This window comes from Pseudoxanthomonas sp. PXM02 (assembly GCF_014851805.1).
GTDB lineage: Bacteria > Pseudomonadota > Gammaproteobacteria > Xanthomonadales > Xanthomonadaceae > Pseudoxanthomonas_A.
The window spans coordinates 1769979-1784286 of record NZ_JACVAK010000001.1; the positions used below are offsets into that span (position 1 = coordinate 1769979).

The following is a 14308-nucleotide window of genomic DNA, read 5'->3' on the forward strand; positions in this document are numbered from 1 at the left end:
GATGAGGCTTTACCGGTAGGTCATTGCGACTTGCGTCGCTCCCACAGGAGACATCCCCCGCTTCAGGCGCGCGCCTCAGCCAACGCATCCAACCGCTTGCGATCGAGCAGTCGCACGTGGTGCGGGTCGTCGGTGGCGATGCTGCCTTCCTGGCGCAGGCGGGTGAAGCTGCGGCTGACGGTTTCCACGGTCAGGCCCAGATAGTCGGCGATGTCGGTGCGCGTCATCGGCAGGATCACTTCGGTGGCGTCCTGGCCCTGGCGCTGGCGACGCTGCGCCATGTCGACCAGGAAGCCGGCCAACCGCTCCATCGGATTCAGGCGCGCCAGCGCCATCAAATTGCCGCGGGTCGCGTCCAGCTCCACGCAAGCGCGTTCGAGCAGTTCGCGCTCCAGCTCGGGGTGGTCGTTGCAGAGGCCGCGCATGTCGGCCATCGAGAACTCGCACAGCGTGCTGTCGGTGATCGCCTCGATGGTGTGCTTGTAGTGCGAAGTGCCCGAGAAGCCGATGAAGTCGCCCGGCATCAGGAACCCGGCCACCAGCCGGCGGCCGTCCGGCAACAGCCGGATGCGGCGCAGCGCGCCCTTGGTGACGGTGAACACGCCCCGCCGCGGTTCGCCCTCGCGGACCAGCGCCTCGGCCGCCTTCAGCCGGACGTCGTCGGCCAGGGACTCCATCGCGTGGGCCTTGGACACCGGCAGGGCGGCGCAGACCGCCAGATGCCGTACCAGGCAGCCGCTGCACCCGCGGGCGGCCTGGCACACCACGCCATCGGCGGGCGCAGGGCGCACCGGAGCGTCGTTCTGGCGGAGAATGCGAAGGCTCATGGCGGTCGGCTACGTAGGTCTTCGAAGGGGATGATACGCCCGCGAAAACCGCTATTACGGCACTGCGACAATTGGTCGCAGACCCGACTTTCAGCGTCGATTCCCCCATTCAGGCCCGGATTCGGTTACAGTGCGCGCCGCTTGCCAGCGGCCGTTCGTTTCCCCAATGGTCCGCCGGCGCAGGGAATTCCCCGCGAGTTCCCGCGCCCGCCCCGCTCCGACTTCTTTCGTTGCGCAAGCCCGGATCCGCCGCGTTGGCGGCTCCGCACCCCCTCTCGCAGCGCGGTTTCAGGGAACGCTTCGAGTCACGGTCTTACCGCATTCCGCGTGTCGTACGTTGCCGCACCCCAGGGTGCAGGCGTCGCGCGCGTGGTCGGCCGGCCGGTATTGGAGCTTCCACATGAGTTTTGAAAACCTTGGCCTGGCGCCCGCCCTGCTGCGCGCGCTGGACGAACAGGGCTACACCCAGCCCACCCCCATCCAGGAACAGGCCATCCCGCTGGCCCTGGCCGGCCACGACCTGCTGGCCGGCGCGCAGACCGGCACCGGCAAGACCGCCGCGTTCGGCCTGCCGCTGATCCAGTACCTGGCCACCACCCCCCAGGAAGTGCAGCGCGGCGGACCGCGCAAGCCGCGCGCGCTGGTGCTGACCCCCACGCGTGAACTGGCCGTGCAGGTGCACGACAGCCTGCGTGGTTACGGCAAGTACCTGCGCATCCCCAGCACCACCATCTACGGCGGCGTCGGCATGGGCAACCAGCTGGACGCACTGCGCCGTGGTGTGGACCTGGTGATCGCCTGCCCGGGCCGCCTGATCGACCACCTCGAGCGCCGCAGCGTGGATCTGTCCGGCATTGAAGTGCTGGTGCTGGACGAAGCCGACCGCATGCTCGACATGGGCTTCCTGCCGTCGATCAAGCGCATCCTGGCCAAGCTGCCGCGCCAGAACCGCCAGACCATGCTGTTCTCCGCCACCTTCGCCGACCCGATCCGCGAGCTGGCGCTGGAGTTCATGCACGATCCGAAGCAGATCCAGGTGACCCCGCGCAACACCGTCGCCGAGACCATCACCCACCGCGTGCACCCGGTCGACGGCAGCCGCAAGCGCGACCTGCTGCTGCACCTGCTGGCGCAGGACAGCCGCCTGCAGACGCTGGTGTTCGCCCGCACCAAGCACGGCAGCGACAAGCTGGCGACGTTCCTGGAGAAGAGCGGCATCAAGACCGCCGCGATCCACGGCAACAAGTCGCAGGGTGCGCGCCAGCGCGCGCTGAGCGACTTCAAGGCCGGTCGCATCAACGTGCTGGTCGCCACCGACATCGCCGCGCGCGGCATCGACATCGACCAGCTGCCGCAGGTGATCAACTTCGACCTGCCGATGGTGGCCGAAGACTACGTGCACCGCATCGGCCGCACCGGCCGCAACGGCTCGACCGGCCAGGCGATCTCGCTGGTGGCGCAGGACGAAGCGAAGTACCTGCGTGCGATCGTGCGCCTGCTCAACCGCGACATGGACATCCGCGACGTGCCGGGCTTCGAGCTGCAGACCCCGATCCGCTGGGGCAACAGCGCGCCGGGCAAGGCCGAGCAGCCGGGCGGCGAACGCACGCCCCGTCGCAACAACGGCGGCCACAAGCACGCCCGTCGTCCGCACGGCGACGCCCCGCGCCACGCCCACGCCGGCCCGAAGAAGCATGGTGGCGGACAGCGTCGCGACGGCGGCCGGTCTGGCGGCGCCCGCCAGGGCCAGTCCCGCCCCGCCCGCTAAGCAACAACCTGCGCGCGGCGTCCTCAGTGGCGCCGCGCGCTCCAACGATCCGGAAAACGACGCATGGACATCTTCAAGGTCTTCACCGTGGAAGCCGCGCACCGCCTGCCGCACGTGCCGGAAGGCCACAAGTGCGCGCGCCTGCATGGCCACTCGTTCCGCATCGAGCTGCACCTGTCCGGTCCGGTCGATCCGCAGGCCGGCTGGGTGATGGACTTCGCCGACGTGAAGGCCGCCTTCAAGCCGATCTACGACCGGCTGGACCACCACTATCTCAACGACATCCCCGGCCTGGAAAACCCGACCAGCGAGCAGCTGGCGAAATGGATCTGGGACCAGACCAAGCCGGCGCTGCCCCTGCTGAGCACCGTCGTGGTGCACGAAACCTGCACCTCGGGCTGCCGCTATTCCGGCAGCTGAGGGCTGGAACCGGTTTCATTCCGGGCCATACAAGCGTTTGATTTTTAACGGCTCCTGACCGTTCGTCGGATTTCCATACGCCCGTTATTGCACTGCAACATGGACAGGTTTATGCTGCGTCGCAACAGATGGAAATCCCTTTTCAGGAGCACGCCATGACCACGCAATTCAACGAAAGCTTCAGCCAGTTCACGCACCAGTTCGCCGCCGCTGCCTCGCGCGCCAACCGCCTGGCCCTGGAAAGCGCCGAGACCGTGTTCGGCGTGCAGCTGAAGACCTTCGAAAAGAACGTCGACGCCACCACCGCCTTCTTCGGCGAGCTGGCCGAGACTCGCGACCTGGACGGTTACAAGACCCTGTGGCCGAAGGGCCTGCAGGTCGCCAAGGACAACGCCGAGCGCGTCGTCGCCGCCAGCCAGGAAGTGTTCGGCCTGAGCCTCAAGACCGGTGAAGCCTTCGGCCAGCTGGTGAAGACGCAGTTCGAGACCGCGACCGACAACGTCCAGGCCTCCGTGGCCAAGGCGACCAAGGCCGCCAAGGGCAAGTAAGGCCCGCTCACGAGAGCAGCGGTTCACCGTTTATTGCGCGGTTCCCCCTCCCTCCGCGCAGACCGACCCGGCAGCCCCCACGCTGCCGGGTTTTTTATTGCGCGTGATCGGCGTCAGGGCACCGAGAGGTGCTTGGCCATCGCACGTGCATCGCCATCGGGCGCATGCGGCAGGCGCCCCCAGCATGGCACCGGCATGCGCGCCGACAGCAGCGCGAAGTTCTCGTCGCGGCGCTCCATATCCGGATCCACTTCGTTCGCGATCCAGCCCACCAGCCGCGCACCGTCGTCCTGGATGGCGCGCGCACTGAGGCGCGCATGGTTGATGCAGCCCAGCCGCATACCGACGACCAGCACCACCGGCAGGCGCAGCTCCTGCGCCAGGTGTCGCTGATCCAGCGTCGCGGTCAGCGGCGCCGCCCAGCCCCCGACACCTTCCACGAGCACCAGGTCGGCCAGCGGGTGCAACCGCTCGAACGCCGAGATCAGTACGCCGAGTTGCACGTCCATGCCGGCATCGCGCGCCGCGATCTCCGGCGCCAGCGGGGCGGGCAGCGCATAAGGATTGAGGTCGTCGTAAGGCGGTACGGGATCGCTTGCCGCCTGCAACGCCAGCGCATCGTCGTTGCGCCAGCCGTCCGGCGTCGCCAAGCAACCGCTGGCGACCGGCTTCATGCCGACGGCACGCAGCCCGCGCCCACGGAACGCATGCAGCAGCGCTGCGCTGGCCACCGTCTTGCCAACGCCGGTATCGGTGCCGGTGACGAACAGCCGGTCCATCGCCCTATCCATCCGTACGCTCCGGCCAGCGCCAGGCGCCCCAGCGTCGCCCGCGCACGTGCACGAGCCCCGCGAACGACAGCAGGAAGTACACGCAGCCCGGCAGCGCGACCTGCCACGACCGGGATTGATCGCTCAGCAGCAGCGCGATCAACACCGAGACCAGACTGACGAACACGAAGTAGGCATGCGAAGCCACTTCACCCGCCGCGTTGGACGCAGCGTCGCCATCAAGACCCAGCCGGCGGCGCGCACGCCACGCCAGCACATACAGGCCACCGATGCAGGCGGACATGGACGCGAACGCCAGCCCGTAGAAGACGAACATGAAGGCCAGCGGACGCGGCCCGTTCGCATCGGACAGCGGCATCGGCAGCCAGCCGCCCGTGATCCAGCCGAAGAAGGTACCCAGCAGCAGCCGCAGCGGATACACGTAGACCAGCACCAGGAACACCAGCAGCAGGCTCAGCAGCGTCGCCGGCACGCTGCCCAGGCGATAGCGGCGACTCCAGCGCACGTGGGCGTACCAGAACATCGCCACCATCGCGAAACTCGCCGCGAAGGCGGGGACGTTCTTCAACGCCTGCAGCAGACCGGCCATGCTGTCGGGAATGCGCTCGACCGAGATCACCAGCAGGGTGACCGCGAACGCGAAGGCGGCATCAACGAATGCTTCCAGCCGCGTCACGCCGTGGCCGCGCCACCCTGCTACCGCGTCGTCATCGCCCATGCCGGCACTCCCCCGTGGCCCGTTCAGGGCTGCTTTTGCGACACATCATATCGGGCCGCCCAACAGGCACGGGGAGTAGAATCGAGCCATGTCATTCGCCTCCCAAACGCTGACCGGCAGCAAGCCGGAACAATACGCACAGCTGGCCGAACAGGCCCGTGCCCTGCTGGCCGGTGAACCCGACCGCATCGCCAACGCGGCCAACCTGTCGGCCCTGCTGTACCACGCCCTGCCCGACTTCAACTGGGCGGGTTTCTACTTCTTCGATGGCCGGGAATTGGTGGTCGGTCCGTTCCAAGGACTACCAGCCTGCGTGCGGATCCCGTTGGACAAGGGGGTCTGCGGAGCCGCCGCACGCACCCGCCAGACCCAGCGCGTGGACGATGTGGAAGCCTTCCCGGGACACATCGCCTGCGATTCGGCTTCCCGCTCGGAACTGGTGGTCCCGCTGGTGAAAGGGGACGAACTGGTCGGTGTGCTCGACCTGGACAGCCCACGCCTGGCGCGCTTCGATGCCGACGACCAGGCGGGCATGGAACGCATCGCCGCCATCTTCGTGGATTCGCTGACATGACAGGCACCAAGCTGCGCAACATCGGCCCCAAGTCCGCCGCCTGGCTCCGCCAGGTGGGCCTGCGTACGCAGGAGGACCTGGAGGGCGTGGGCGCGGTCGAGGCCTTCATCCGGGTGAAGCGCGCGGGGTTCCGCCCCAGCCTCAACCTGCTCTACGCGCTGGAAGGCGCGCTGCTGGACTGCCACTGGCAGCAACTGCCCGAAGATCGCCGCAGTGAACTGCTGGTCGCTTACGACGCCGCCGCAGCCCTGTTGCCCCCGCCGCGCGGCCGCCCCGCCGCCGGCCCGGTGACCACCACGCACACCGAGCGTGAAGAAGACACGGGGCCATCGTTGAACCTGTTCGATTCGCGCGGCGACGACTGATCCGCCCCATCCCGTATACTGCGCGCGCTTTCAGGTGACCCGCGGCATTCCTGCCGGGGTTGAAACGGGAAGCCGGTGACCCGCGCAGGCGGCATTCCGGCGCTGCCCCCGCAACGGTAGGCGAAGACAACCGCGGCATCGGCCACTGTGCGATCACGCATGGGAAGGCGCCCCGGCAGCGTGCATTGCGCACACCTTCGCAAGCCCGGAGACCGGCCTGGAAGTCCACTGGTTGCGATGCGGAGGGCGTCGCGGCGTGCCGCGCCGCCGTTCGCCTGCTGCGCTGTCCGCAACGCTCCCTCTCCGTCACCGCAACTCCACGCCTAGTAATGCGCGCGGGGCGCGCGATGGAGTCGAGTCCGATGTACAGCCGTCATTCCCTTTCCCTTCTCGCCGCTGCGGTCGCCCTGGCGCTGCCATTCGTCGCAAGCGCGCAGGAAGCCACCGACCTGGACGAGATCGTCGTCACCGGTACGCGCACCGACGTCGCCGTGCGCGACAGCCTGGCGCCGGTGCAGGTCATTGGCCGCGAGGAGATCGAGCGCAGCCAGTCGCGCTCGCTGATCGATCTGCTCAAGGGCCGCGCCGGCATCGGCTTCACCAACCAGGGCGGCCTGGGCAAGCTGAGCACCATCAACATCCGCGGCACCGAGTCCGATCACGTGCTGGTGCTGGTCGATGGCATCCGCATCGGCTCGGCAACCGCCGGCCTGGCCTCGTTCCAGGACTTGCCGGTCGACCAGATCGAGCGCATCGAAATCGTGCGCGGTCCGCGGTCGAGCCTGTACGGCTCGGAAGCGATCGGCGGCGTCATCCAGATCTTCACCCGTCGCGGAGCGCAGGGCCTGTCGCGTGAACTGCGCATCGGTGGCGGCAGCAACAATCTGCGCGAGGCCAGTGGCGGCTTCGCGTACGGCGGCGAGCGCGGCTGGATCGGCGCGAACGCAGCGTACCAGGAGACCGACGGCATCAACGCCTGCCGCGGCTCGGGCGCGCTGTTCCAGGGCTGCTTCACCGACGAACCGGACGACGACGGTTACCGCAACGTCTCGCTCAACGTCCGCGCCGGCTACAAGCTGACCGATACGCTGACGCTGGAAGGCCACGCGCTGAACGCCGACGCCTTTAACGAATTCGACGGCAGCATCTATGGCGGCAACGAAGCCGACAACGTGCAGCAGGTGCTGGGCAGCAAGCTGACGTGGAAGCCTTCCGGCGCCACCACGCTCACCGCGCAGGTCGGCCGTGCTTCCGACAAGTCGGACAACTACTTCGCCGATGTCGCCAACGACACGCGCACGTTCGTAAGCACGTTTGATACCCGTCGCGACACCGCATCGCTGCAGGGCGATTTCGCATTCGGCGAACAGCACCTGCTGACCGCCGGCGCCGACTGGCAGCGCGACGAGGTGACCAGCACGGTGACCTTCGTCGATGGGCAAATGGCGCCGATCGAGAGCCGTGACAACACGGGCGTCTTCGTCGAGTACCAGGGCCGCTTCGGCGCGCAGCAGGTGCAGGCCAGCGTGCGCAACGACGATAACGACCAGTTCGGCAACCACGTGACCGGCAACCTGGGTTGGGGCCTCGGTTTCGGCAGCGGCTTCAAGTTGACGGTCAATGCCGGCACCGGCTTCAAGGCGCCGACGTTCAATGACCTCTACTACCCCTGGTCCGGGAATCCGCTGCTGGAGCCGGAGCGTTCGAAGACGCTCGACATCGGCCTGGCGCAGTACGGCGACGCGTGGAACTGGGGCGTCAACGTCTACGAGACCCGTATCGAGGACCTGATTGCGCTGGACATCAACTGGCTGCCGGCGAACACCGAAGAAGCCCGCATCCGCGGCGTCGAACTGACCGGCGCGGTGACGTTGGCCGGTTTCGACATTGCCGCGCAGGTCAGCCACACCGATCCGCGCAACCACACGACCGGCCTGAACTACGACAACCTGCTGGCACGCCGCGCGCGAAACACCGCGCGCATCGACGTTGACCGCGCGTTCAGCGACTTCCGCATTGGCGTGACCGGCTACGGCGCTAGCCACCGCTACGACAACGCCGCCAACAGCGTCCGACTGGCCGGCTACGGCACGCTGGACCTGCGCCTGGAGTACGCCATCACCGACGAGTGGTCGGTACAGGCGCGCGCCAGCAACGTATTCGACCGCGAGTACGAAACGATCGCCTGGTACAACCAGCCCGGTCGCGAGTACGGCCTGAGTCTGCGCTACAGCGCGCGCGACTGATTCGGACGGACGAAGAAGGCCGGCAATGGACTGTTCCGTTGCCGGCCTTTTTGTTGCCCGCGGGCGGAGGTACACAGGAAGTCCCTTCTCCCGCGATTCCCCTCCCATGCAACCTGCTTCCCACGTCACCGTCGCTCCCACCGATCCCGCCAAGCTGCTGCGCACGCTGTGCAACCATTGGCGACACAAATTCGAGATCGAACGCCCGGACGACGCCCACGCCCGCATTCCGTTCGGCGACCTCGGCCCGGCTGACTTTGCGGCGGAAGGCGACGCGCTGCTGGTCACGCTGTACACGCCCGATGCAGAAGCACGCACGCGCCTGCAGGACGTGATCGCCTCGCACCTGCGCCGTTTCGAGCGCAGCGAAGACCTAGCCTTCGACTGGCAGGCGGCCTGAGCGCGCCTACGCTTCCTGCGGATCGAACAGGCCGGCCTGCACGACGGTCTCTTCACGATCGCGGAAACCGGAAAGCCCGACGCCAACCAGGCGATAACGCGTCGCGACCGGCAGGTCCACGCGCTCGCGCAGTGCCCGCGCGATGTCGATGAACTCCTGCGCCGACGCCGGCGGCGACTCCGGCGTGAAGCTGCGCGTCAGGATGCGGAACTGCGATGTCTTGAGCTTCAGTACCACCGTTCGGCCCACACGCTCGGTCTTGCGGCTGGCCTGCCATGCCTTCTCCGCGATGCGAACGATGTGCGGCTCCAGTTCGGACAGGGGCAGATCAGTGGCGAATGTGTCCTCGGACGAGATCGACTGCACCGGCTGGTCCGGTTCCACCGGCCGCTCGTCGATGCCGCGCGCGCGCCGGTACAGGCTGCCGCCGAAGCTGCCGTAGCGCGCTTCCAGCTCGTGCTGCGAGTGCTCGCGCAGATCGCCGACGGTGCGGATGCCGTCCGCATTGAGCTTGCCCTGCATGACCTTGCCCACGCCGGGAATGCGCTCTACGGGCAGCGGCGTGAGGAATGCTTCCACCTGGTGCGGCCGCAGCACGAACTGGCCGTCGGGCTTGCGCCAGTCGGACGCGATCTTGGCGAGGAACTTGTTCGGCGCCACGCCCGCCGATGCGGTCAGCTGCGTCTCTTCGCGGATCTGCGCGCGGATCGTTTCGGCGACGGCGGTGGCCGTTGGCAGGTCGGACTTCGGCGCGGTGACGTCGAGGTAGGCCTCGTCCAGCGACAGGGGTTCGACCAGATCGGTATGGCGCAGGAAGATCTCGCGCACCTGTCGCGACACGGCCTTGTAGCGGATGAAGTCGGGCGGCACGAACACCGCCTGCGGACACAGCCGCTCCGCACGCACCGCCGGCATCGCCGAGCGCACGCCGAACACGCGCGCCTCGTACGAGGCCGCGCAGACCACCGAACGCTCACCGCGCCATGCCACGACCACCGGCCGCCCACGCAGCGATGGATCGTCGCGCTGTTCCACCGACGCGTAGAACGCGTCCATGTCGATGTGGATGATCTTGCGCATCACGCGATGATATCGGCCGCCGTACGCGATCGCATGGATGCGTGAAGAAACGATACGGCTGCGTGTGGAGTCGCGGACAAAGTGCGCCAAACCCTTGCCGCAATTGCAGTTCGTCGATGGTACGCAGGCGTATGGAAAAACCCGCTTGATTTGCATCAAGACAAGCGTATGCACATGTGTGCATTATTTGCGCCTCGCAAAACGGACGACGCAATGAACGCCCCCGCTTCCTTCTCGCGCGAACAGCTGCTGGCCAGCGCGCGCGGCGAACTGTTCGGCCCCGACAGCGGCCGACTGCCCAACGACCCGATGCTGATGTTCGACCGCATCACCGAGATCCGCGAGGACGGTGGCGCGCATGGCAAGGGCATGATCCGCGCCGAACTCGATATCCACCCCGACCTGTGGTTTTTCCAGTGCCACTTCCTCGGCGATCCGGTGATGCCGGGCTGCCTGGGCCTGGATGCGATGTGGCAGCTGACCGGCTTCTTCCTGACCTGGATCGGTGCACCCGGTCGCGGTCGCGCGCTTGGCTCGGGCGAAGTGAAATTCACCGGCCAGGTATTGCCGACCGCGAAACGCGTCAGCTACGAGATCGACATCAGCCGCGTGATCAACCGCAAGCTGGTGCTGGCAGTGGCCGACGGCCGCATGCTGGTGGACGGCCGCGAGATCTACACCGCGCGCGACCTGCGCGTGGGTCTGTTTACCTCGACGGAGAATTTCTGACCATGCGTCGTGTCGTCATCACCGGCCTGGGCATCACCTCCTGCCTGGGCAACGACGCGGACACCGTGTCGGCCGCGCTGCGCGAAGGCCGTTCGGGCATCCGCCACATCCCGCAGTACGCCGAACTCGGCTTCCGTAGCCAGGTCGGCGGCGCACCCGAGATCGATCTCGATGCGCAGATCGACCGCAAGCAGAAGCGCTTCATGGGCGACGCCGCGGCGTTCGCGCACATCGCGCTGCGCGATGCGATCGCCGATGCCGGCCTGGATGAAGCGCTGGTCAGCCAGCCGCGCACCGGCCTGATCGCCGGTTCCGGCGGCGGCTCCGCCGAATGGCAGATCGAAGCCGCCGACCTGCTGCGCCAGCGCGGCATCCGCAAGGTCGGTCCGTACATGGTCCCGCGCACGATGTGCTCGACGGTGTCGGCCACGCTGGCCACCGCGTTCAAGATCAAGGGCGTCAGCTATTCGATCTCCGCCGCCTGCGCGACCTCCGCACACTGCATCGGCGCCGCGGCGGACCTCATTCGTGCAGGCCGCCAGGACATCGTGTTCGCCGGTGGCGGTGAGGAACTGCATTGGGCGCTGACAATGATGTTCGACGCGATGGGCGCCCTGTCGAGCAAGCGCAACGACGATCCGACCCATGCCTCGCGCCCGTACGACGCCGATCGCGATGGCTTCGTTATCGCCGGCGGCGGTGGCATGTTGGTGCTGGAGGATTACGATCACGCAGTGAAGCGCGGCGCGCGCATCCATGCGGAACTGCTGGGCTACGGCGTGACGTCCGACGGCGCCGACATGGTCGCGCCCTCGGGTGAAGGCGCCGTGCGCTGCATGCAGATGGCGCTGGAAGGCGTCACCGCGCCGCTGGACTACCTCAACACCCACGGCACCTCGACGCCGCTGGGCGACGTGATCGAGCTTGAGGCCATCCGCAACGCGCTGGGCGACACGCTGCCGCCGATTTCGTCCACCAAGGCGCTGTCCGGCCATTCGCTAGGCGCGGCCAGCGTGCACGAGGCGATCTATTGCCTGCTGATGATGCGCGATGGCTTCATCGCCGGCTCGGCCAACATCGAGACGCTGGACGAGGGTGCGGCCGCGTTCCCCATCGTGCAGACGAGCCGCGACGCGACGTTGAACACCGTCATGTCGAACAGCTTCGGTTTCGGCGGCACCAACGCCAGCCTGGTGTTCGGCAAGGTGTGATGTAACTCAGCGGGCGTCGACCGCACGACGCCCCAACGCCGGATCGTCGGTGAAGAAGCCGCCGATCCCCAGCGCCAGATAGGCGCGGATCTCCGCAACGGATCCCGCCTCGCTGCGCGTGCGTGGGTCCTCGCCTTCGCGCAGCGCTTTCGGCAGGAAATGATTCTCGGGCCGGAACGTGTAAGGCCAGACCTGCAGGCCAGCAGCGCGCGCGTCCGCCATCAGTGGCGTGGCGTCGCCGAACGTGCCGTCTTCCGCCACGGGCATCAGCAGGCGCGTCCACGGACCGATGATGTCGGCGTAGCCCGCGATGTCCTTCAGCCCGGCCGGCTTCATCAGGTCGGCATAACGGGTCGGCTTGCCTGCCGCCAGCGCATCACCGGGCTGCGCATCCGGCGACCCGAGCAGCTGCAGCAGGCGGATGTTCTTGTTGGGCGGTGCCAGATGATCGCGCAGCGCGCGCAGGTTGGCCTGCTCGAACGACTGGATGACGACCGGCGCCTCGCGCGTGTAGGCGTGCGCAGCGAGCGTCTTGAGTAAACGTTCCTCCATCGGCAGGCCGATGCGCTGGAAGTGGCTGGGGTGCTTGATCTCCGGGATCAGACCGATGGTGCGGCCGGTGCGCACGGTCTGCTCCGATGCCAGTTCGATCACTTCGTCCAGCGTCGCGATTTCGTAGCGTCCGTCGTGCGACGTGTCACGCAGCTCGGGCAGCCGCTCGCGTGCGCGCAACGTTTTCAGTTCGGTGAGGGTGAAGTCTTCGGTGAACCAGCCCTCGAATGTCTCGCCATCGATCACCTGGCTGCGCTTGCGCGCGGCGAACTCCGGCCGCTGCGCGACATCGGTGGTGCCGCCGATCTCGTTCTCGTGACGCGCCACCAGCACGCCGTCGCGGGTGGCGACCAGATCCGGCTCGATGTAGTCGGCGCCGTCGGCGATCGCGCGCGCGTACGCAGCCAGCGTGTGCTCGGGCAGGTGCGCACTGGCGCCGCGATGGCCGATGACCAGCGGCGTGGTCGGCGCCTCGCCAGCCAAAGCGGACGGAACGGCCATCACGGCGATGAAGAAGGACAACAGGCGGCAGCAGGGCATCGACGGATCCTCATGTGGGCCAGCATGCCATGGGCCGCGCACGCTCCGGAAAGCACGAAGCCCGGCATCGACCGGGCTTCGCCGCAACGCGGGAGGAGAGAGGGACCTCGTTGCTGGCGCCATTGTCCGCGCAGCGTGTTACACGCAGGCGACAGCCGTCATCGACCCGTCACCCGACACCCGCCGGCGCCGCGCTGCCGCTTGACAACATTACATGTAAGCAATAAGTTCGATTTCATGACAGCCTCCCGCCCCGCGATCAAGGCCTCCACGTTGCACGTCCGCAACTACCGCGAGCGCATGCGCGAGCAGGGCCTGGTCAAGAAGGACGTCTGGATCCGGCCCGAGTACGCCGAAGAGCTGGCGTCCATCGAGAAGTCGATGCGCGAGGCGGCCCGCGAGTCCGGCATCCCCTACCTGCCGACGCAGTCCACCGAGGCCGGCTGGACGGTCGCCGCGATCCGGCACGCGCTGCAGCAGGCCAGCACCGTGCGCGACGGCCTGATCAGCCTGGAAACCATCGAGGGCGCCGAGCCCAGCCTGCACCTGGTGATGCACGAGTACGGCGACCTGTCGGTCTTCCTGGCCGTGGGCGGCGAGCAGATCCTGGTCGAGGCCTACCTGTGGCCGGTGGAAGACGTGGCCGATGTGGCGGCCTTCAACGCCCACGTGCTCAGCACGCATGTATTGCTGCCCCTCTCGACCATCGGCATGCAGCGCATCGGCGGCGTGGCCGGCTACACCATGTTCGGCGCGCTCGATACGCACTCCAGCCTGGCCAACGTGATGTTCGAGATCGAGACGCTGGCCGAGAACGTCATCAACGCGACCGAAGCCTATCGACCGTTCCTGCGCACGGGCATCCGGAGGAAAGCCTGATGCCCGACACGCTGAAGACCCTGTTCAAGCGGATCCAGGAAGGCATGGAAGGCCTGGCCGGCGCCGTGATGGGCGATCGCGCCGAACGCCTGCTGGATGAGGAGATCCGCAGCATCGACGACGCCCTGCACGGCGCGCGAGGCGAGCACGGAGCCGCGAAGGCACGCCGCATCGCCAATGAACAGCATCAGGCAGCGCTCGCGACCCGCATCGGCGAGATCGAGGCCAAAGTGGAAACCGCGTTGCGGCAGAACCGCGCCACGCAGGCTCGCACGGCGGCGGATGATGTTGTCCGCCTGCAGGCCGAGCGTGCCCAGCGGATGGAGGAAGGCCACGACCTGGCCACGCAGGAGCGGCAGTTCGCGCACGTGGTCGAACAGCTAGAGGGACGTCTGCGCCGGCTCAAGCATCAGCTGGACATCCTGCGCGCTTCCAACAGCCTGCAGCGCGCACAGGCCACCGTCGCGCGTCGCCAGCCGGGCGACGCGCTGTACCCGGAACCCGCTTTCGCTTCCGCCGCACGGATGAAGCAACGCCGCACCTCAGCGCCGGAAAGCGGCACCACACAGCGCACGAACAAGAAAGACACCGTCGATCCTGCACAGGCCGTGCTGGACCGCGCGCGCAAGCGCATCACGTCATCCGCGCGCAAGCGCTGAA

General features: G+C 67.5%; 16 protein-coding genes and 1 riboswitch. Of the genes, 11 read left to right on the forward strand and 5 right to left on the reverse strand.

Annotation, left to right across the window (positions count from 1 at the left end; genetic code table 11):
- Positions 1–62: 62 nt before the first annotated feature.
- Positions 63–827, reverse strand: a complete 765-nt coding sequence (locus tag IB225_RS08505) for a Crp/Fnr family transcriptional regulator (protein WP_192310731.1) — start codon at positions 825–827, stop codon at positions 63–65.
- Between the two features lie 400 nt (positions 828–1227).
- On the opposite strand from IB225_RS08505, the gene IB225_RS08510 reads away from it, so the two are divergent.
- The 3 genes from IB225_RS08510 (at position 1228) to IB225_RS08520 (ending at position 3563) form a co-directional block, all read left to right on the forward strand.
- The gene (locus IB225_RS08510; protein ID WP_192310732.1) at positions 1228–2595 is read left to right on the forward strand and encodes a DEAD/DEAH box helicase; all 1368 of its coding nucleotides are present in this window, start codon (positions 1228–1230) and stop codon (positions 2593–2595) included.
- A gap of 63 nt (positions 2596–2658) precedes the next feature.
- On the forward strand, positions 2659–3015 hold the full coding sequence (gene queD / locus IB225_RS08515) for a 6-carboxytetrahydropterin synthase QueD (RefSeq protein ID WP_192310733.1): 357 nt from the start codon (positions 2659–2661) through the stop codon (positions 3013–3015).
- A 155-nt stretch (positions 3016–3170) separates the two neighbouring features.
- Positions 3171–3563 carry a phasin family protein gene (locus IB225_RS08520; RefSeq protein ID WP_162338103.1) on the forward strand — a complete coding sequence of 131 codons (393 nt, stop codon included), beginning with the start codon at positions 3171–3173 and terminating at the stop codon, positions 3561–3563.
- A 113-nt stretch (positions 3564–3676) separates the two neighbouring features.
- On the opposite strand, the gene bioD is transcribed toward IB225_RS08520, so the two are convergent.
- Both bioD and IB225_RS08530 read right to left on the reverse strand, forming a co-directional pair.
- The gene (bioD, locus tag IB225_RS08525) at positions 3677–4342 is read right to left on the reverse strand and encodes a dethiobiotin synthase (RefSeq protein ID WP_225583340.1); all 666 of its coding nucleotides are present in this window, start codon (positions 4340–4342) and stop codon (positions 3677–3679) included.
- Between the two features lie 4 nt (positions 4343–4346).
- Entirely contained in the window at positions 4347–5072 is a 726-nt protein-coding gene (locus tag IB225_RS08530) for a TMEM175 family protein (protein ID WP_192310735.1), read from the reverse strand.
- A gap of 88 nt (positions 5073–5160) precedes the next feature.
- Between IB225_RS08530 and IB225_RS08535 the strand changes: the two genes are divergently transcribed.
- The 4 genes from IB225_RS08535 to IB225_RS08550 all read left to right on the forward strand — a co-directional run bounded on the left by IB225_RS08535 (position 5161) and on the right by IB225_RS08550 (position 8657).
- A complete protein-coding gene (locus IB225_RS08535) occupies positions 5161–5646 on the forward strand; it encodes a GAF domain-containing protein (RefSeq protein WP_192310736.1) in 486 nt (161 codons plus the stop codon).
- On the forward strand, positions 5643–6011 hold the full coding sequence (locus IB225_RS08540; RefSeq protein ID WP_192310737.1) for a TfoX/Sxy family protein: 369 nt from the start codon (positions 5643–5645) through the stop codon (positions 6009–6011). The genes IB225_RS08535 and IB225_RS08540 overlap by 4 nt, the downstream gene beginning before the upstream one ends.
- Before the next feature lie 15 nt (positions 6012–6026).
- Positions 6027–6247: riboswitch (cobalamin riboswitch) on the forward strand.
- Between the two features lie 126 nt (positions 6248–6373).
- Positions 6374–8257 carry a TonB-dependent vitamin B12 receptor gene (gene btuB, locus IB225_RS08545; RefSeq protein WP_192310738.1) on the forward strand — a complete coding sequence of 628 codons (1884 nt, stop codon included), beginning with the start codon at positions 6374–6376 and terminating at the stop codon, positions 8255–8257.
- Positions 8258–8363: 106 nt separating this feature from the next.
- Positions 8364–8657, forward strand: coding sequence for a DUF2218 domain-containing protein (locus IB225_RS08550; protein ID WP_192310739.1), 294 nt, complete (start codon positions 8364–8366; stop codon positions 8655–8657).
- Between the two features lie 6 nt (positions 8658–8663).
- Here the strand turns inward: IB225_RS08550 and dinB are convergent, their stop codons facing one another.
- Complete coding sequence (gene dinB / locus IB225_RS08555; protein ID WP_192310740.1) at positions 8664–9737, reverse strand: DNA polymerase IV; 1074 nt, start codon at positions 9735–9737, stop codon at positions 8664–8666.
- Positions 9738–9950: 213 nt separating this feature from the next.
- Here dinB and fabA point away from each other — a divergent pair, with 213 nt between their 5' ends.
- Together fabA and fabB are read left to right on the forward strand one after the other, a co-directional pair.
- Complete coding sequence (gene fabA, locus IB225_RS08560; protein ID WP_192310741.1) at positions 9951–10466, forward strand: 3-hydroxyacyl-[acyl-carrier-protein] dehydratase FabA; 516 nt, start codon at positions 9951–9953, stop codon at positions 10464–10466.
- Between the two features lie 2 nt (positions 10467–10468).
- Positions 10469–11677: a beta-ketoacyl-ACP synthase I gene (fabB, locus tag IB225_RS08565; protein WP_192310742.1), complete on the forward strand. Its 1209-nt coding sequence runs from the start codon at positions 10469–10471 to the stop codon at positions 11675–11677.
- Positions 11678–11683: 6 nt separating this feature from the next.
- On the opposite strand, the gene IB225_RS08570 is transcribed toward fabB, so the two are convergent.
- Positions 11684–12730 (reverse strand): glycerophosphodiester phosphodiesterase, encoded by a 1047-nt coding sequence (locus IB225_RS08570; RefSeq protein ID WP_225583642.1) that lies wholly within the window; start codon positions 12728–12730, stop codon positions 11684–11686.
- A 276-nt stretch (positions 12731–13006) separates the two neighbouring features.
- Between IB225_RS08570 and IB225_RS08575 the strand changes: the two genes are divergently transcribed.
- Together IB225_RS08575 and IB225_RS08580 are read left to right on the forward strand one after the other, a co-directional pair.
- On the forward strand, positions 13007–13648 hold the full coding sequence (locus tag IB225_RS08575) for a DUF2170 family protein (protein ID WP_192310744.1): 642 nt from the start codon (positions 13007–13009) through the stop codon (positions 13646–13648).
- Positions 13648–14307 (forward strand): PspA/IM30 family protein, encoded by a 660-nt coding sequence (locus tag IB225_RS08580; protein ID WP_192310745.1) that lies wholly within the window; start codon positions 13648–13650, stop codon positions 14305–14307. Before IB225_RS08575 ends, IB225_RS08580 begins: the two co-directional genes overlap by 1 nt.
- Position 14308: the final 1 nt, after the last annotated feature.